Annotated in this window: 18 protein-coding genes; 5 read left to right on the top strand and 13 right to left on the bottom strand. The window is 31.5% G+C overall.

The window, feature by feature from the left end:
* Positions 1-34: 34 nt before the first annotated feature.
* The 12 genes from ABEG63_RS00865 to ABEG63_RS00810 form a co-directional block, all read right to left on the bottom strand.
* Positions 35-1126 carry a hypothetical protein gene (locus ABEG63_RS00865; protein ID WP_346582233.1) on the bottom strand — a complete coding sequence of 364 codons (1092 nt, stop codon included), beginning with the start codon at positions 1124-1126 and terminating at the stop codon, positions 35-37.
* Positions 1126-2790: a restriction system-associated AAA family ATPase gene (locus ABEG63_RS00860; RefSeq protein WP_346582232.1), complete on the bottom strand. Its 1665-nt coding sequence runs from the start codon at positions 2788-2790 to the stop codon at positions 1126-1128. Before ABEG63_RS00860 ends, ABEG63_RS00865 begins: the two co-directional genes overlap by 1 nt.
* Positions 2787-4217, bottom strand: a complete 1431-nt coding sequence (locus tag ABEG63_RS00855; RefSeq protein WP_346582230.1) for a restriction endonuclease subunit S — start codon at positions 4215-4217, stop codon at positions 2787-2789. The genes ABEG63_RS00860 and ABEG63_RS00855 overlap by 4 nt, the downstream gene beginning before the upstream one ends.
* Position 4218: 1 nt before the next feature.
* Positions 4219-5802, bottom strand: coding sequence for an N-6 DNA methylase (locus ABEG63_RS00850; protein ID WP_346582228.1), 1584 nt, complete (start codon positions 5800-5802; stop codon positions 4219-4221).
* A gap of 141 nt (positions 5803-5943) precedes the next feature.
* Entirely contained in the window at positions 5944-6552 is a 609-nt protein-coding gene (locus ABEG63_RS00845) for a DUF4468 domain-containing protein (RefSeq protein WP_346582226.1), read from the bottom strand.
* A 695-nt stretch (positions 6553-7247) separates the two neighbouring features.
* Entirely contained in the window at positions 7248-8396 is a 1149-nt protein-coding gene (locus tag ABEG63_RS00840; RefSeq protein ID WP_346582224.1) for a hypothetical protein, read from the bottom strand.
* A gap of 17 nt (positions 8397-8413) precedes the next feature.
* Entirely contained in the window at positions 8414-8701 is a 288-nt protein-coding gene (locus tag ABEG63_RS00835; protein ID WP_346582222.1) for a helix-turn-helix domain-containing protein, read from the bottom strand.
* 101 nt (positions 8702-8802) lie between these two features.
* Positions 8803-9450 carry a hypothetical protein gene (locus tag ABEG63_RS00830; protein WP_346582221.1) on the bottom strand — a complete coding sequence of 216 codons (648 nt, stop codon included), beginning with the start codon at positions 9448-9450 and terminating at the stop codon, positions 8803-8805.
* An 11-nt stretch (positions 9451-9461) separates the two neighbouring features.
* Entirely contained in the window at positions 9462-10712 is a 1251-nt protein-coding gene (locus ABEG63_RS00825; RefSeq protein WP_346582219.1) for a phage integrase SAM-like domain-containing protein, read from the bottom strand.
* Between the two features lie 215 nt (positions 10713-10927).
* Positions 10928-11413, bottom strand: a complete 486-nt coding sequence (locus ABEG63_RS00820) for a thermonuclease family protein (RefSeq protein ID WP_346582217.1) — start codon at positions 11411-11413, stop codon at positions 10928-10930.
* A 13-nt stretch (positions 11414-11426) separates the two neighbouring features.
* Positions 11427-12230, bottom strand: a complete 804-nt coding sequence (locus ABEG63_RS00815; protein ID WP_346582215.1) for an AraC family transcriptional regulator — start codon at positions 12228-12230, stop codon at positions 11427-11429.
* 141 nt (positions 12231-12371) lie between these two features.
* Positions 12372-13268 (bottom strand): oxidoreductase, encoded by an 897-nt coding sequence (locus tag ABEG63_RS00810; RefSeq protein ID WP_346582213.1) that lies wholly within the window; start codon positions 13266-13268, stop codon positions 12372-12374.
* 331 nt (positions 13269-13599) lie between these two features.
* Between ABEG63_RS00810 and ABEG63_RS00805 the strand changes: the two genes are divergently transcribed.
* From ABEG63_RS00805 to pyk, 5 genes are read left to right on the top strand one after another with little or no spacing between them, the layout of a single operon-like run.
* Complete coding sequence (locus ABEG63_RS00805) at positions 13600-13839, top strand: acyl carrier protein (protein WP_002976354.1); 240 nt, start codon at positions 13600-13602, stop codon at positions 13837-13839.
* A 33-nt stretch (positions 13840-13872) separates the two neighbouring features.
* Positions 13873-15117: a beta-ketoacyl-ACP synthase II gene (fabF, locus tag ABEG63_RS00800; RefSeq protein WP_267402245.1), complete on the top strand. Its 1245-nt coding sequence runs from the start codon at positions 13873-13875 to the stop codon at positions 15115-15117.
* Between the two features lie 9 nt (positions 15118-15126).
* Positions 15127-15891: a ribonuclease III gene (gene rnc / locus ABEG63_RS00795; RefSeq protein WP_267402246.1), complete on the top strand. Its 765-nt coding sequence runs from the start codon at positions 15127-15129 to the stop codon at positions 15889-15891.
* Positions 15869-16342: an IPExxxVDY family protein gene (locus ABEG63_RS00790; RefSeq protein WP_267402247.1), complete on the top strand. Its 474-nt coding sequence runs from the start codon at positions 15869-15871 to the stop codon at positions 16340-16342. Before rnc ends, ABEG63_RS00790 begins: the two co-directional genes overlap by 23 nt.
* Positions 16335-17780: a pyruvate kinase gene (gene pyk, locus ABEG63_RS00785; protein WP_346582210.1), complete on the top strand. Its 1446-nt coding sequence runs from the start codon at positions 16335-16337 to the stop codon at positions 17778-17780. Before ABEG63_RS00790 ends, pyk begins: the two co-directional genes overlap by 8 nt.
* Before the next feature lie 160 nt (positions 17781-17940).
* Here pyk and ABEG63_RS00780 read toward each other — a convergent pair whose 3' ends face one another.
* Positions 17941-19236: an aldehyde dehydrogenase family protein gene (locus ABEG63_RS00780; RefSeq protein ID WP_346582208.1), complete on the bottom strand. Its 1296-nt coding sequence runs from the start codon at positions 19234-19236 to the stop codon at positions 17941-17943.
* Positions 19237-19271: the final 35 nt, after the last annotated feature.

Raw genomic sequence — 19271 nt, 5'->3', positions numbered from 1 at the left:
TTTTTGAAAAATGTATTGTTATTGTACGGTACAATTATTTTCGCACTTTTTTGATAGTAGAACTACCAGAAACTTCTTCAACTGCTTTTACTAAAGATTTAAAACTTTTTAATTTAGTTAGATAGGGTATTTTTAGGAGCGACAGGTGGTCTTCGTCATCAAGTTTAATTATATGCTCAAAAGCATCAACAGCACTATATTTTTTATTTTTTAAATATTCTAATTCGAATTGTTTTTTTACTTTTCTAAACCAACCGCATTTATTGTCGGCTAATTTACCCTTATAGCGAGAATCAATTTTATAAATTTTATTCCATGAATTAACTTCTGGAGAAGAGATACTAAAACCAATTCTGAATGAATTTTTATCAAATTTCTCATCATTTATTTCGCTTACAATAAACGATATTATTGATGTATCAAAATCAACACTAACGTTTATAGGTGAGTGTGTTTTACTAAATGGATAAAAAGCTTTCTTCCTTCCTTTAAATAGAATATCTTTTTCACCTTTCACACCTCTTCCGTTACATTCATCACATATAGGTGCTAAATTATCAAAATTGATTGAAGATAAGGGGTAATGTTTAATTGGTAAGTAGTGGTCAAAAGCAGACCTACTTTCAGAAAACCAAGTTTTCAAATCACCATATCCACAACAAGGACATTCTTTAAAATGATTAGTTCTTGACACAAGTATATCATAATACCCTTTTTTAGTTCCATAATTATCCTTAATAACTTTCCAACCTAAAAATTTTGTATATAACTGTGAAAAGAATTCAACAATTGCATCTTTGATGATAGGATTAAAATCTTTTGCATAAATAGGACTATTTGTTCCATTACATAATTTTTCAATCTCATTGTTATTAATGAAAACTCTATGAAAATTATCCTTATCTGCTTGACTAAAAGATTTATCTTTAAATAATATATATATTTTGTCCACAGAATCTTTAAACCATTCATAATCACTATTTTCATAAATAGATTTGAGTTCTGCATTCAGCCTAGTTTTAGGTAATTTCCTATCAGCCTTACACCAAACCTCTGTAACTAAAAATTCAATTAGTTTATGAATATCCTTTATCTTGTAATTAACTGGTTTATAAGCTTTGAGCATTATTCTATTTCTAATTCATTTAATTTTGCAAATAATAATATTTTTTCCATTGAATCTCCTAAGTGAGAAACTTTATTTTTATATTTCGTAACCTCTTTACTTGTTAAAGATTTTTCATCCTCAATTTCTTTAAGTAAATCTTCAATCTCACTTCTAGACTTCTCCCCTATTGTAAAACTTTTATTAAATAAATTTTCCATAATTAAATCTGTAGAAGTTCCATATGTCCTAAAACTCATTTTTTGAGCATTTTTAGGATTTTCACCTTTATTAAACACTATAACTTTATCTGGAAAGCAATCTGATATTATAAAGGGCGAATGAGATGTTATTAATATATCTTTCATTATATTTCTTGCTTTACTAGCATACAAACTTCTTTGTAAAGTTCTAATAAATTTTGAACGCCAATCAGGATTGAAATGAGTTTCGGGTTCATCTAATAACAAAATCGCTGATTTATCTTTAAGCATTAAACAAATCCCTAATGTATGTAAAAATTGTTGTTCTCCATCAGACAGGTTTTTCATTAATAGATGCGAAATCTCTTTGGTTACAATATTCTCTTTTTCAATATAGTAATCTAAGAAGTGAAATACAGTTTCTTCAGGTGCTGGTCGTGGTACCTTTCCATCAGTATAATATCCCTTAGATTGATATACATCAGATTTAATTGTATTATCAACAGTCCGGTAATTTAAAGTATACAGAATTTGGAAAGATCTGAAAAGCTCAAATATTCCATTTTTAAAGTTTATATCAAATGCCTTTTTAGTTTCAGAGTTGACACAAAAATCTAACGTAAGATTTTTGTCATTTTCGTAATAAGATGTGCAACATTTCTTAAATTTATTAAGTGTTTCTGAATACCTATCAATAATATTATTACTTCCCTCTAAATGCTTATTGATATTCATTCTAAAGCGTTTAATACTCTTTATTCCTAGTTCAGTTTTTAATGGTTCTAACACGGAATCTCCTTGAAAGATATAATTAGAAAGTAAAACCGCCTGACTCATTTCATAATCAATATAGATTAAGCTACTCTCTGGCTCATTATATTTTAAATTTTCATTTAATGCTTCTAAATACTCATCAAAATGTACCAAGCGAGTTTTTAAAAACGGAATACTTAATATCTCATTCTCACCTGAAGAATAACCAATAACCAAATCCGGAAGATACTTTTTAGCTTCCGCCTGTATCTTGCCATTCTTTTGAGCTACAACAGAGACTTTAATTTTTTCACCATTAAAAGGATATGGTTGATGATTAACTTCTGGTTGCTTCCCAACTTTTTTTTGAATAGTTACTAACGTAAAATTTTCAATACTTGGCTTTGCACCTTTCTCCTTTAAAATATAATATTGCAATAGAAAGGCATCAGGTTTACAATCTTTTTCGTCGAAATTATCCACGAAAACTTGTGGTTGATTCACATTTGCACAACTCTCTATATGGTAAAAAATATTTGCTAAAGCTTCGAGAACATTTGATTTTCCACTACCATTCAACCCAGCAAAACAAAATGGATGAAAGTTATTCCATTCCTTACTGAGAATTTTAGGTTCAAGAAATTCCCCCAATTCATCTCTGAAAGAAAGCTTAAAACCTTTCTTTATACTGCCATAATTTGAATTGATTTCCAATTTTAGTAGTTTCATTCTGATACCCTTAGTTTTATTTTACCTCTAATGCTTTTTTGCTCAACTACCCCTTTCTCTAATAATAACAAAAGGTGCTTAAAAGCAACATCATACTTTTCAAAATCTGAAAACTTATTCTCTTCAATCCATTTTAATAATATGTTCAGTCTATTTTTGTCCTTCAATTCTTCAAATTTGAAAGTCATCAACAGTTCTTCAAAAATTTCTGATTCATCATAAGTTTCATTTCTCAATTCAGAAGTATCTTCAAAGAGAAAAGACTTTTGAAGATGGGACTCAAATAATTGTTGAAATATATTTAAGGAAACTTGTAACCTTTCCTTCATTGAATTCAAAGTATTACAAATATTCTCATATTTTCTTTGTAAGTCCAAAGGAGCCACAAGAATTTTCTGCTTTAATAGATTTGAAACACTAATATTAGCTAAGTTACCTGAAATTCGAGCTTTATTTCTTAATACATATTTACCAAATGAAGAATTAAAGAAACCACTAAAGTAATATGGATTTAATATTTCTTCATCTAATATTATTCTGAATAAATATCCTGCATAAGTATAACCTAGCCCTTTATCCCATACAGCTACTTTACCTACAAGATCAGGACTATTTGTTCTATTAAAAAGTACTTCTCTATCTTGAATTTGACTAGATTCAAACTCTTCTTTTGTTATTGTAACATATTTCAAATTGGAAAGATTAATGTCTCCGTTATAAGTAATATTATTCATCCTTACAACAGGATATCCATCCATATCTGAATTTGGTTTTTCTGTCAGTCCATATTTTGTATTTTTAACAGCCCTAGTTTCATCAATTCTAATATACTTCCATTCCTTAGATTGTGGGTTCTCCAAAAAGTATTCTAAAAAGTAAGTTTTTTTAAGTTTTTCAATAATTTCTACAGCTTTAATTTTCAAATCAATTACATCTTGTAATTGATTAAGTTCAGAAACTATCTTTTGTTGATCCGTTAAACTCTTTGGAAAAACAACTTTTACTTTTCTTAGATGTTTATTAGTAAGGATTGAAATAATTGCCTTATTAGCTTTAAATTCTAATAGCCCTTTATTTAACTTCACCCAATAGTAAAACAACTCAGGTAATATTATTCCTTGATGAAGTTCAACCCCAGTAATTTGTTGGTTGGACGCAATAGGAAACCTATTTATTGTCACCTTACCAATTTCTCCGATAGTAGTTATTAAAACAGTGTCTTTATTAAATAAAAAAGCTTTTCTAGACTCTACAGCTAATTTAGAAATTGTTAATTCGGCTTCTTTGATAGTCATTTGTCCCTTAAAATCTGAAGGTGTAATCCATAAAATATCTCCGTCAAAAAACTTTTCATTAGTTTTTGTCGGTGTTGTTCCTGTGCGGATTGATTTCGCTAATTCACCAATTGTATATTCGACAAATTCCATATTACAATTTATCTAATTGTTTTAATTGTTCTGAAATAGAAGCCTCTATTTCTTTCAATTTTTCTAAAAGAGCATCTTTTCTTTCAAACTCTTGAGGTTTATATAAGTACTCCTTATATAAATTAAAATTCAATTCAAAATCATTTTCTATGATTTTTTCAATTGGGATTTCAAAATGATTTAGTTCAAGATTTGACTGATCTTCATGTTTCTTATTTTTCCATCCCTCAAGTGTATCCTTTAAGGGAAAATCAATGGTTCTTTTTCTTGCATTGTCTAAAGAATAGCCATCAGATTCCATTCCATAAAACCAAACCTTTACTGATTGTAAATCATCCTCTTTATTCCTATATTTTCTTTTAGAAAAAAGCAAAATAGATGTTTTCACCCCTGTATAAGGGAGAAAAACACCACTTGGTAATGAAATAAGCCCTTCTAAAGTACAATCCGTTAGTAAAAGCTTTCGGATAGCTTTATGAGACTTTCCAGAATTAAACAGAACACCTTCCGGAACAATTACAGCCGCACGCCCTCCTTCTTCAAGCATATAAATAATTCTTTCAAGGAATAACAATTCTGACTGTACAGTTATATTTTTTCTATTTTCTTCCTTATCAAATTGCGGGGGATAAACTCTATCCAAATTTTGACTTATTCTTATGCTATCAACTTTTCCAGTAAACGGAGGATTTGCCAATATATATTTATAAAGACCTTGAATCGATTTACTTTTTATATCATCCAACTTTTTCTTTTCCATCCTTAGTAATTCAATGCTCTCATAATCTTCGGATAGCGAATCTGTATATACGATATTTGGCTTTTCAATTCCGTGCATCATTAAATTCATTACCCCAATCCTAACCATTGTTTGATCTATATCAAAGCCAAAAAAAGTTTGTTCTTTTAATTTTTTTCGCTGATTTTCACTCAGATTTTCACCATCTAAACCCCGAGGAAGACCATCTTCATCATTTGTTATTCTTTTTGAATATTTAGTAAGCAAGTATTGATATGCTCCTACAAGAAATCCTCCAGATCCCGATGTAATATCACAAATTTTACCGTCAACATCCAAATCTAATAAATTAGCCATTAAGTAAATTATATGTCTAGGCGTTCTAAACTGTCCATTTTTACCTGCTTCATTAGTTTGTAATAATAAGTGCTCATACACATCACCTTGAATATCTTGAAAGTCATTATTCTTATGCTTTATCTCGTTATCTATTAAGACATAAATATCATTAATATAATTCATGGCATCTCGAAGTAATGCTGGACTTTTAAATTTAAAAACAGCATCACTCATTGCTATTGCGTAAGCATCATTAGAGGAAGCTAAATCATTTTTTATATAATTAAAAACCACTTCTTTTACATGATTTAACAAATTATTCCCCAAATACTCATTATAAATACTCCATTTATATTGATCCTCTAAATTCGCTTTGAAATTTTCAAGTCTTTTCATAAATAGAAGATATGATATTTGGTCTATAGCTTCAATTGGATTTGAAAGACCTCCTGCCCATAATCTATCCCATAAAGATTGAACTTTATTTTTTATATCTTGTGATAACATTTTACTTATAATTTAATATGCTTATAACCTCTACGATATGTATATATCTTAATTGGTTTACAAATATCCGCTTATTTACCATTCATTCACAAAAAAAGAGAGTAAAAATTTACTCTCTAATATGTTAAACCTCATCATTAATTACCAGTTGTTCTTTTTTGCCGCTTCGTTTTGAGAATAAATATAATCATAAAGGCTTTGGTTCAATACATTGAAATAGTTTGCTATTTTAGGCATTGTTTCTGCATACATTTTTCGCACTTCCCCGTTGCCTTTAAAATACATCCAACTTTTTTTAAACTTAGCATCGCCCCAATTGATAATTCCATATTTATCTTTATCCCCTTTTTGTAAATCTAAAACGTCAAACTTATATTTTCCATCTTTGACAGAAACTTCAATTTCGTATTTTATATCACTACACATTGTGACCAAATTATGATAACAATATTCATTTTTACTGACACCTTGAAACCTTATATAATCATTTTCAACTTGTGCTTTTATAACTTCACTTGGTTTATTAAATGTTTTATTTATCCACTCTATAGATTTTTTATACAATTCTTCTTTAGTTTTACCTTCACAGGAAACTACTAAAAAATCTGTTAATTCTTGCTCTTTATCTACTGTAAATTTTTCTATTGATTCCTTTGGTGGGAGTGTTTGAATTGAGGTTACATCCTGCGAAAAAACATTATTAGAAATTGCAATAAACAATAATACTATATAGTATTTTTTTGAATTCATATTAATTATAATTATTGTTAAAAATAGTTTTGTACTTATTGGGCAAATAAAAATATTTGACAATGAATATCCTTATGGGAAACCGTATAAGAGATAAAGAAATCTTAGCAAAATACTTTTCATAAATTTTGAAAATTATTCTACTCGTCTCAAAGTAGTATATTATCACAACATAAAAGGCGTGAGACAAAAGCCAATCTGTTACAGAGGCACTCGGATGCCCAACAACCAGAAAGACTTCGCCCACGCCCATATAAGGACACGGGCGTAAGTCTATCAAATGTTGGTTGTTTAGAAGATTCCGAGTTTTCTGTAACCGCAATGATAGCTTACGCTTGTGTTATCGTAAAATTAATGTTTCAAATTTAATGATTTTTCTGATAGCACTAATATGTGATTACATTTTGCTACTGAATCCAAGTCAAAAATTAATATTTGATTTCGGCTTCCTTACTATAGTGTTTCTTTTCGGGCTACAAAAATTTAGAACACAATATAAATCCTTTATAAATATACATTAGCATAGCTTTTTATCACCCGAAATGATTTATCAATAAAAAGTCTTATTAAATTAAGCAATCTTGTAAAGACACCCTTACTATAGTAATATTTTTAATGCAGAAAGTATTTGTCGATTTAAATAAACAGCCTATTAATAGACATTACAGTGTCTTTTAAATTGCCTTTACAAGTCTCTATTTTTTAGTTGCATAACCAAACAGCTTTTTTTTGATTCGACTTAACGTTTTATAATAATCAATTCTGCATTCGTTAGTACAATACATAACATTTCTTCTTATACTAGTTAATTCATTTTGACAAAATATATTCTTACACGGTCTTACTATTTTATTCTTTTCTTTATTTAAATTTAGGGTAGAAATAAACCTATTATCTAAATGGTTAAAAACTCGCTTATCATCTTTCTCGATAAACTTTTCAAAACAGGTTAATTTCTCGCCACTTTTAATTAGCTCTAAACATTTTTCTTTAAGAAGTTTGGATATAATATCTTTTCCTGATTCTCTAATCAAATATTTTGTATTTAAAACTTCTAGCCTTTGCTTTGCCTTATAAAAATTCTTATCATTTAGCAGCTCTAAATTACTCCAATAATTACTATTAAGAAAACACTGAAATTTCGTTTTTTCATGAGGTCGCATCTTCTCGATAGCATAATTATCTTTTTCAACAAAAACAATTTCATTCCATAATTTAAAAAGCAATTCTGAAAGCTTTTCCCAAACTAATTCTTTAGTTAGATCCGAAAGATTCTTAATCCCGAGACCATCAACAAAAATCATTTTCTTTATTGCAACTTCGATTTTTAAACGATTGCTCCATTCTTTCTTCTCCTGAAAATCTTTAAAATAAATTTTAAAATGATAACGTTGATGTTTGAAAATAAATCCGAATTCCTTTCCTTTCTCAGTTAGTAGAGAATAATTTTTACGTTTGTGAGTTAAAATTGAGTTTTTAAGATAATCAACATTAAATGGGCATTTTATAATTACACAATATTCAAAACTTCGTATTTCCGTCTTTTCCGGATCTACATATAATTCTTTTTTTAATTTTTCAATTGTCTGTAATAAATCCAATCGTGTAAAATCAATTGCATTCGTTTTCCCATCAGTAAAAAACTTGCATAGAGAACCTCGAAAGCCATAAATTATAGATGAGGCGTTTTTCTTTAACGATAAACTCAGTCCTTTATATTTTGTACTAAAATTTTTATCATCAATGACCCCAGTTGCAGTATAAAAGCGTCCCATCAAACCTATATTAACATCAGAACTCCAATCATCTGAAATACCATGTCTAATTCCACTAATACCATCCATTAGCTTGTAGGTTATAATTACTTCTTACTTTTTTTCACCACAAGACTATCAAGAATTTCACTTTTTTTATAGTATCTACGGTTAGCAATACCATATGCTTTTATTTTCCCTTGATTTGTCCAGTGCCATAATGTAGAGGCATCAATCTTTAGCATTTCACATACTTCAGCCCGAGTCAAAAGTTCATCTTGGCTTTTAGGATTTAAAGATTGAGTAAGGTTTTGTAGTTCAACCCTTACAGATTCTGTAATAATTTCTGAAAGAGTTACTTTGTCTATGCTTTGTAGAATAATTGACTTGTCCATATTTTTTTTAGACAAAATTCAATATACTACATTGCTACTATCACAATACTGGTATTTTTTGAGAATAATTCATTTTCATAAAACTTTATACAATAATGTAGTTATTGAAAGTTTGAATAGATTTTTATAAATTCATCAGTCATATTCACTGTATCTTTGTTAGCTATACAATAATTGTAGACTTCCTTAACCTTATTTTTATCTTGTAAATAGTTCTTGGAATTCCCTAAATTATATCTTATTTCAGAAATATAATTTAGAGGAATATTATCTACGAGTTCATATTTTTCTTTTATAATTTTTGCAATTTTTGATGCATTCAAATTGCTCTTATTATAATTACTAAATTCTCCAGTAGCATATTCTAAGACTACATAGAACCATTTTTCTTGCTTTTCATTTATAGTCTGGTAATGAAACAATGCATTTAATAACTCTTTTTTAATGACATAAAAATTTTCTAATAGAAGATGGTATGTAACTTTGTCATACTCATATTCAACCAAATATATTGCATCTTCACTTTCAAAATTGCTTTTTTCAACTTCAGTTTTTTTAATGATATAATTTTCAAGAATTTTTATTTCATTCAAAAAATTGAACTGCATATTAATTTCTTTCACAAAATAATTATTCTGGATAACTTTAATCTGGCTTATAAAAAAATCCTTAAGTTCATGTCGATGATATAAATAAGCACTTAATATTATTTCTAAGTAAATAGGCTCATTATTCTTATTGATTCGCATTCTAAGATAGTTTAATTAAAGTAATTAGTAATTTCAAGTGCTAAATCTTTATTACTCTTACCAATGTAATTTAAGAACATTGTTTCTGTACTATGTCCCGTAATATAAATAAGGTAATTTGTTGGTATTTTTCCATAAAAATTAGATGCAAAAGACCTTCTTCCCACATGCGAAGCAATTAGTTCCCATTTTTCAAATAATCCCTCTTCTTTTCTATAAATGCCCGTATCCGGTTCAATCTCCATTTTTTTACTCCCACTTATTTTTTCCGTTATACCAGATTCTTTACAAACAATCTTTAACATTTCATTATATTTCTGATCGGAGATAGCTTTAGGAAAATCACCATTCCTTTTTTCTAATATTGCCAACACTTTTGAATGCAGGGGAATAGTCATTAGTTTTCCCGTTTTCTTTTGCTTAAATTCAAGCAATTTATTTCCTTTCTCTTCTCTAATCATTTTAGAAGAAAAATTCATGAAATCGGATATTCTTTGCCCTGTATAACAAGAAATAATTAACCAATCCTTTACATTGTCTAAGCTTTCATTAAACTCTTTTTTTTCAATTTCTTTAAGTTCATCAAAAGAAAGATATGGATGCTTAATTTCTGTTTTCACCTTAATTCTTAACTTATTAAGATTCCGGCTTACATCTAGCCCTTTCTCATATGCATAGTTACAGAAGGTTTTAATAAATACTAAATCTCTTTGAATTGTTCCTAATGCGTAATTTTCAGATTTACAATATTCAACAAATTCAGCTTTGAAGTTTTCATCAATATCCGAAATCAAAACTATTTTCTGAAAAGCTTTCTCATATCGCTCCAATTTATGTTTGACAACTTTATGTTTTTTTATAGACGAAAGTGTAATTTCACTTTTCCTTTCCTCGTTATAATAATCTATAAACTTAACAAGTTCTGTTGGTATAAGGTTTTTTTCAGGCTCTTTGTTATAATATAAATCAATCTGATTCTGTAGCCAGTTTTTGTTTACTAATTCCGGAACAATTTTGTCAAAAGCTGATAAAATAAAATTTTCAATATTATTCATCTCACTTTTAACCTCTAATTGACGATTAGCCACATCAATATTTTTTGGTCTTTTCTGATTATGCTGCTTTTCCCAATAAACTTTACTAACTTTTAATAAAGTTTTTGCCCCAATAACATAATCATTTGAATTATGCCTAAACAGTAATCTGATATTTAGATTCGAGTTTTCTCTAGTAGATCGATAAAGGAAATTTAGTGTTGCCATTATAGCCGTACATTTTGTCATACAAATGTATTATTTTTGTACGGTAAATTACAAACTATTAAAATTCAAATCAAATTACATCAATAAGCTCAACATGAAAAACACTAACAAACACATTGAAAAACAGCCAAATCATAACTTACATCATGCAGAAATAGATTTTCAAAATTGAACACATAGTACACCCTCCAACTCCACAAAAGAGGTTTTGTAAATTACAAAATCTCTTTTTTCTTTTTCTTATTGCTTCTAAATTCCCAGGGTGAAATTGCTCGTTTATCAGACCAAAGTCCTATCTTTTTATTTCTGGCGATGAGTTCATAATTTTTTAAATCTAAATCTTTGGATGCTTTAAAATACCACCATCCCAAACCAGCTTTTATAATTTCGGCAGACAGATATTTATCGTTGTCATAGAATATTTTAGCAACCGTACGCTTGTATCGATCTTTATTCATTCTATAAAAAGTAACTTTTTTACCGAAAACCTGCGAACTGGTAAATTGTTTAGCATTTTTACCAAAAGCCTGACTATTTTCAGGGCAATCAACTTCCGCTAATCTTAATGTTTCCTGATGATTATTTCCCAACAAGACCACGACCGTGTCTCCGTCTTTTACTTTTATCACTTTCCCTTTCGACTGCGCAAACAGCATATTACAGCCCATCAATAAGGCTATACCTACAAATTTCAACTTCATTTTTTTATTATAACTAAATTATTTTACTTGGCGATGCACCAAAATGTTTTTTAAAAGCAAATGAAAAATGAGAAAGATCTTCAAACCCTAAATCAAGATAAATGTCAGAAGCCATTTTTCCTTTTTCTAAAATTAAATAATGCGCCTCCTGCAATCTTTTTCTGAGCAACCATTTTCCGGGTGTGCTTCCGAAAATCTTTTCAAAATCACGCTTGAATGTTGCTAAACTTCTTCCCGTTAAATAAGCAAACCGATCTAAATTAACATTAAAATGAAAGTTTTTATTCATAAATGCTTCAATATCAATTTTGCCGGGTTCATTAAAATCAAACAAAATATTTTTTAATTCTGGATCTTCCTGAAGCAATAAAATCAGCGCTTCTTTTATTTTTAGATCAACCAAACGAGGATCTGAAAGTTTTCCTGAATTTTGATATATTAATAAGGAATGCATATAATTTTGAAGCTCCGAACTTTCATGCAATAACCACAACGGTTTATGATGCTCTTTTTTTTCGGAGATCAAATTATATTCAACACTAAAGTCTTTTAACGTTTGTTGATCGAGATAAATGGACAAAGATTGAAATTCTCCATTCGGAGGTGGTTGCTTGATAAATTTCAACAACTGATTTCTCCTCAAAAAACGGATAGAACCATCTTTGGCTGAATAATCATGAAAACCGTCGTTCAAAACCAAGTCTCCGGCAATTTGATAACTCAGCACATGATCCGACACAAAATGCTCTCCCTGTCGGCTCAGTTGCGTATAACAGGAATAAACGATATTGCCAAAATCTTCTCTTTTAGATTTCATTTCATACAAAAATAAGAAAATGAGACTGCATTTTTTACAGCCTCATCAATTAATTAAAATAACTCAATATAAGACCAAAGAACAACTGATTGAAAAATAAAAACTTATTTTATCATCAATCAACTTGGCTTTTTTACCTTTTTACTTTAAACTAATACCTTTGTGAGCCAAATATTGTTTACCGTATTCACTTTCAAACATACTCACCGCTTCATCATGATCGGTAGAAATCGTCACATCCAGCCATTTTTCAAATTCTGCCTTTCTCTGTTCGTCGGTTGCTCTCAAAATCGACGCCGCTTCACTACCTAAAACCAAATGCAAAGGAGGATTTTCGTTTTCCACAACATCAATCATTACTTTCGCCGCTTTTGCAGGATCACCCATCGGTAAAAATTTTCCTGAAGTTAAATGTTCTTTAATTCCTCCAACGGTTAATTCGTATCCTTCAATATCTTTAGCAAAACTCATCGAAGAACCTGCCCATTCTGTACGGAAACCACCGGGTTCAATGCACGTCACTTTAATTCCGAGAGGTGCAACTTCTTTGCTTAATGATTCTGAAAATCCCGAAAGACCAAATTTTGCCGCCTGATAAATAGAAAGTCCCGCATTCCCTACTCTACCGCCAACAGAACTGATCTGTAAAATATTTCCCGAACGTTGTTTTCTCATATAAGGCAAAACCGCTCTCGTTACTTCAATCGGCGCATATAAATTAACTTCCAACTGATTTCTGACTTGCTCATTGGTAAAAGCTTCTGCCGCTCCAGTAATTCCGAAACCTGCGTTATTCACCAATACATCGATTCTTCCAAAATAATCCACTGCTTTTTCTACTGTTGAATAAATCTGTTCTTTGTTCTGAACATCCAGTTCCAACGCAAGAATCTGTTCCGGATATTTTTCAACCAAATCATTTAACTGCTGAGAATTTCTTGCGGTTGCCACAACGTAATCTCCTTTTGCTAAAACTGCTTCAACAAGATTTTTACCTAAACCTTTTGAACTTCCTGTGATAAACCAAACTTTTTTCATTTTTTTTATTATTGAATTTTGTTGATACAAATTTCCATCAATTTCACACCTCTTTGGTTTGTTAAAAAGCTCAACTTTACTTTGTTTAAAAAGTCATTTTCTTTGAAACTCAATTCTTACTATATATAGTATCGGGTTTAAGAAAAATTTAATTTTAGTTAAACTGAAACCTTTGCATTAAATGTTAAAATATAAACTCCTGAAAACTAAAATAATACCCTCAAATATTATAAAATACATACCTACGCGCCACAAAAAAGAGTAAAAAAATGTTTTATCGTAAAGAATTTTATATATTTGCACCATCTAACAATTAAAAAAATAATTTACTATGTCAGACATTGCATCAAGAGTAAAAGCTATCATCGCTGATAAGCTTGACGTTGAAGAAACAGAAGTAACTCCAGAAGCTAGCTTCACTAACGATTTAGGAGCAGACTCTTTGGATACAGTTGAACTTATCATGGAATTCGAAAAAGAATTTAACATTCAAATCCCTGATGATCAAGCAGAAAAAATTACTACTGTAGGACACGCTATCGCTTATATCGAAGAAGTAGTAAATAAATAATATTCTTCAACAAAAAGAAATTAAAAAAAGTTTATGGAATTAAAAAGAGTAGTTGTAACCGGTTTTGGAGCAATAACGCCGATTGGAAATAATGCAAAAGAATACTGGGAAAATCTTCTAAAAGGTGAGAGCGGTGCCGCTCCGATTACTCTTTTTGATGCCACAAACTTTAAAACGAAATTCGCTTGCGAGGTGAAGGGTTTCAATCCTTTAGACCATTTCGATAAGAAAGAGGCTAAAAAAATGGATAGAAACACACAACTTGGGTTGGTAGCTGCTAGAGAAGCAGTTTCCCACTCAGGAATTATTGAAGACAATGTAGATAAAAACAGAGTTGGAGTAATCTGGGGTTCCGGAATCGGAGGTTTAGAGACTTTTGAAACTGAAGTTTTAGGTTGGGCAAATACGGATATTCCGAGATTTAACCCTTTCTTTATTCCTAAAATGATTGCGGACATCACTCCTGGACATATTTCTATTGAATATGGTTTCCACGGACCGAATTACACAACTGTTTCTGCATGCGCATCTTCAGCAAATGCTATAATTGATTCCAAAATGCTGATCCAACTAGGAAAAGCAGACGTAATTGTGTGCGGAGGCTCTGAGGCAGCCGTTACAGCAAGTGGTGTCGGTGGATTCAATGCAATGATGGCACTTTCTACAAGAAATGATGATCCTAAAACAGCTTCAAGACCTTTCGATAAAGACAGAGATGGCTTTGTATTAGGCGAAGGAGCAGGATGTATCATCCTTGAAGAATATGAGCACGCGGTAAAACGCGGTGCTACAATCTATGCAGAATTAAAAGGTGGCGGTATGAGTGCTGATGCACATCACATGACAGCGCCTCATCCTGAAGGTTTAGGAGCTTACTTGGTAATGAAAAATTGCCTGGAAGATGCAGGATTAACTGCTGATGAAGTAGATCACATCAATATGCATGGTACGTCTACTCCATTAGGAGATATTGCAGAATCTAACGCGATTTCAAAATTATTAGGAGAGCACGCTTTCGACATTCAGATCAATTCTACAAAATCAATGACAGGTCACCTTTTGGGTGCAGCCGGAGTGATTGAAGCTATTGCTGCGTTGGGAACTATTATTCATGGTATTGTTCCTCCTACCATTAACCATTTTACTGATGATGAAAATATCGACAGCAGACTGAACTTTACGTTCAACGATGCTGTGAAGAAAGATGTAAAAGTAGCCATGAGTAATACTTTTGGGTTTGGTGGTCATAACGCTTGCGTTCTATTTAAGAAAATCTAAATTTACTGAATGGAGTTACAGAAATACTTTTCTAAATTCCTTCTCAAAAAAAGAAAAAGACAGCTTACAGAGAGAGACTATAACCTAAGTATGGCATTAAATAAAATGCTGGGAACTGAGGTGCAGAATGTAGCTCTTTACCGCGAAGCTTTTTCTTTAAAAAATTCTTCTAAAAATCAGGATAACAGTAATTACGAAAGGCTTGAATTTTTAGGAGATTCTGTTTTGGGTACAATTATCTCTTGTCATTTGTTCCAGACTTATCCTCAGGCTAATGAAGGATATCTGACGCAGATGAAATCTAAGATTGTTAATAGGAAAAATCTTAATAAACTAGGAGAAGATCTAAAGCTTACGGATCTGTTGCAAAAACAGGCATCTGTGGCATTAGGCGAAAATATCTCCGGAAATTTATTTGAGGCACTCATTGGCGCCGTGTATTTAGACTTCCACTATGATACCTGTAAAAAGATCATTCTGGAAAGATTGCTCACGCCAAGCGAAATTAATAAGCTTGAAAACAAAATTGTAAGCTACAAAGGTCTTCTACTCGAATGGAGCCAGAAGAAAAAGCTAAATATAAAGTATGAAACTTGTGAGGAAATCCAGGTGAACAAGGCAATAACCTTCCGATGTCATGTATGGCTGGGAGATGAAAAAATTGCCAACGCCACCGAGACTTCCAAGAAAAAGGCAGAAGAAAAAGCAGCACAAAGGGCATTTTATATTTTAAACAAAAAAGAAAACATACTTGGAAATCCAAAAACTTTATGATCTAGACGATATAGAATTTGAAGATATTGCCATAGGATTGGTAAGATTAGCAAAACATATACCCGATCATGAGTTTTTCTACAAAATAAATCAAAACAACGACCTCAAATTTTCCAGAAAACAAGATATCGTTTTTCATGGGGCGTTTTATGATTACTATTTTTCAAGATTCGAGGCCTACCACAAGTTTACAAAGACTTGCTTTACTTTCATTTCAAACAAATCTTCGGAAAGTAAGCAAAAAAAACAACAGACTGAGCTATTCTCAGGAGAAGATAACATTAAATTTTTATTAAATAATCAGGTAGATGTGCAATATATTTTGCATAGTTCGGAACAGTTTCCTGATTTTTCCGTAATTTTGCTCCCTGAAAATCTTGTGTTTCCAATTCAAGATTATACATTAGGTTCTGAAGAGGAACTTTATCAAATTATCCAGTATTATGAATAAGTATTTAAAGAAGACAAAAATTATCGCGACACTTGGACCGGCGTCATCGTCGAAGGAAGTAATGTTAGGGCTAATGAAAGCAGGTGTTGACATTTTCAGAATCAATTTTTCACATGCAGATTACGACTTAGTTCGATCAAATATTGAAATAATCAGAGAACTTAATAAGGAATATGGTTATTCGGTGGGTATTTTGGGAGACCTACAAGGGCCGAAACTAAGAGTAGGGGTTGTAAAAGAAGGTTCTTACCTGAATCCAGGTGACATCCTTACTTTTACCAATGAGAAAATAGAAGGTGATTCTACAAAAGTTTATATGACTTATCAGCAATTTCCACAAGATGTGAAAGTTGGTGAAAGAATTCTTATTGACGATGGTAAATTGGTTTTAGAAGTTACTGAAACTAATGATGTAGATACTGTAAAAGCAAAAACAATTCAAGGGGGACCTCTAAGTTCTAAAAAAGGGGTAAACCTTCCTAATACAAACGTTTCTCTTCCTGCATTAACGGAAAAGGATATTCAGGATGCCAACTTCATGCTAGATCAGGAGGTGGACTGGATAGCACTTTCTTTCGTGCGTCACGCTCAGGATATTATTGATTTGAAAGAATTAATTGCTAAGCATCCAAACGGTAAATTCAAAACTCCGATCATCGCGAAAATTGAAAAGCCTGAAGGGGTAAAAAATATCGATGAAATCTTAATGGAATGTGACGGATTAATGGTTGCTCGTGGTGACCTAGGTGTGGAAGTTCCGATGGAAGAAGTTCCTGCTATCCAAAAAACATTGGTAGAGAAAGCGAGATATTATTCTAAGCCAGTAATTATTGCGACTCAGATGATGGAAACAATGATCAACAGCTTAACGCCTACAAGAGCGGAAGTAAATGACGTTGCCAACTCTGTATTGGATGGTGCTGATGCGGTAATGCTTTCAGGAGAAACTTCTGTAGGTAGATACCCAGTTCAGGTTGTGGAAAACATGGCTAAAATTGTGAAAAACATCGAGATGACACATTTTTACCAACACAAAAACGAACCAATTGAAAAAGACTTCGACTGTATTGATGAAAGATTCATCACCAACAGAGTATGTCTTGCTGCGGTAAGAATTGCTAAAACAACTAACGTTTCTGCTATCGTTACTTTAACAAGTTCTGGTTATACGGCTTTCCAGTTGTCAGCTCACAGACCAGATTCTCACATCATTGTTTACAGCGGTAACAAAAGAGTGATCAACATGTTGAACCTTCTTTGGGGTGTTCACGCATATTATTATGATATGAACAAATCTACTGACGAAACTATTATCCAGGTTAATATGTTGACACACAACTACGGATTTATCGAATCTGGAGACTTTGTAATCAACATCAATGCTACTCCGTCTTACGAAGGTGGAAAAACAAATACATTGAGATTGACAACCGTTTAATTAACGAGTCATTTCGCATAAAAACAAAAAACTCACGAATAATTTTCGTGAGTTTTTTGTTTTATAAGTTTTGAAGCTGGAGGAACAAATTTGGAAGTTAGATGTCCATTATGCAATCTCTTTGTAAACTTCCATCCCCCCTCTTACAGCCTCCTTTCCTCTAAAAATTTCCTACGATAGTTCTTGCCGTTACAAACTCTTTTAAAGCTAATAAAGAAAGCTCTGTTCCGTAACCTGAAGCCTTTGATCCACCGAATGGGAAACGAGGGTCAGAACTCGTCATTCTGTTGATATTCACCGTTCCGGATTCAAGATTATCAATAAAGAACAACTGACGATCTTTATTCGCCGTCCAAACAGAATTTGAAAGTCCGAAAGGAATATCATTCGCCATTTGCAATGCTTCTTCATCACTTTTAGCGATCATCACCATTCCCAACGGTCCGAAAAGTTCTTCCTGTAGAATAGGATTTCCTTCCTGTACGCGAATTAGGCCCGGTTTAAATTCATTATCAGAAACTCTTTCCAACGGAATAATAATTTCAGCGCCATTTTCTAATGCTCTGTTAAACTGAGCTTCCAATTCATCTGCAAGATCAGGTCTTGCCATTCCGGCTAGTTTCGTTTCCTTATTTAAAGGATCTCCAATCTCGTATTTTTTAAATTCTTCAATAAATTTTGGTAAAAATTCATCTTCAATTTTTTCATCAATGATAAATCTTTTCGCAGCAGTACAAGTTTGTCCACAATTTTGAAGTCTGGATTTTGCCCCTGCTTTTGCTGCTTCATCTAAATTAGCATCATCAAAAATGATAAAACCATCACTTCCGCCTAATTCAAGCAACGATTTTTTGATATTTAAACCAGCAATTGAAGCTACTTCCCCACCTGCTTTTCCGCTTCCAGTAAGACTTACACCTTTTACGGCATCATGCTCAAGAATTTCTTTTACCGCCTGATGTCCTACCTCAAGATTCTGGAAAATTCCTTCAGGAAAACCAGCTTCCAATAATACTTTTTCAATAGCATTTCCGCTTCCGAAACAGATAGAAGCATGTTTTAAAACAATGGTATTTCCCGCTAACATCGCAGGAACTGCAAATCTAAGCACTTGCCAGAAAGGAAAATTCCAAGGCATTACTCCAAGAATTACACCTTTTGGAACATAATGAACTTCAGAATACGAAAACTCGGAGTCAATTTTTTCAGGTTTTAAAATATTCTCAGCATCTGCATAATAATTCATCATTAAAGCGCATTTTTCTACCTCAGCAATCGATTCTGAAATAGGTTTATTCATTTCCTGAGTAATGATTGTACCAAATTTTTCAGCATTTGTTTTTAAAATTTCGGCTGCTTTTGCAATGAGTTTTTGTTTGTCTTCGAATGGTACTTTTCTCCATTCTGAAAATGCCTTATCTGCTTTGATAAGTTTATTTTCAATTGATTGTTCCATAATGTAATTTCTGTTTTAAACTCAAAAAAGATTGA

The organism is Chryseobacterium sp. C39-AII1, from assembly GCF_039672645.1.
GTDB lineage: Bacteria > Bacteroidota > Bacteroidia > Flavobacteriales > Weeksellaceae > Chryseobacterium.
The sequence above is the reverse complement of the archived record's forward strand: the minus strand, read 5'-3'. Positions and strand labels throughout refer to the sequence as shown.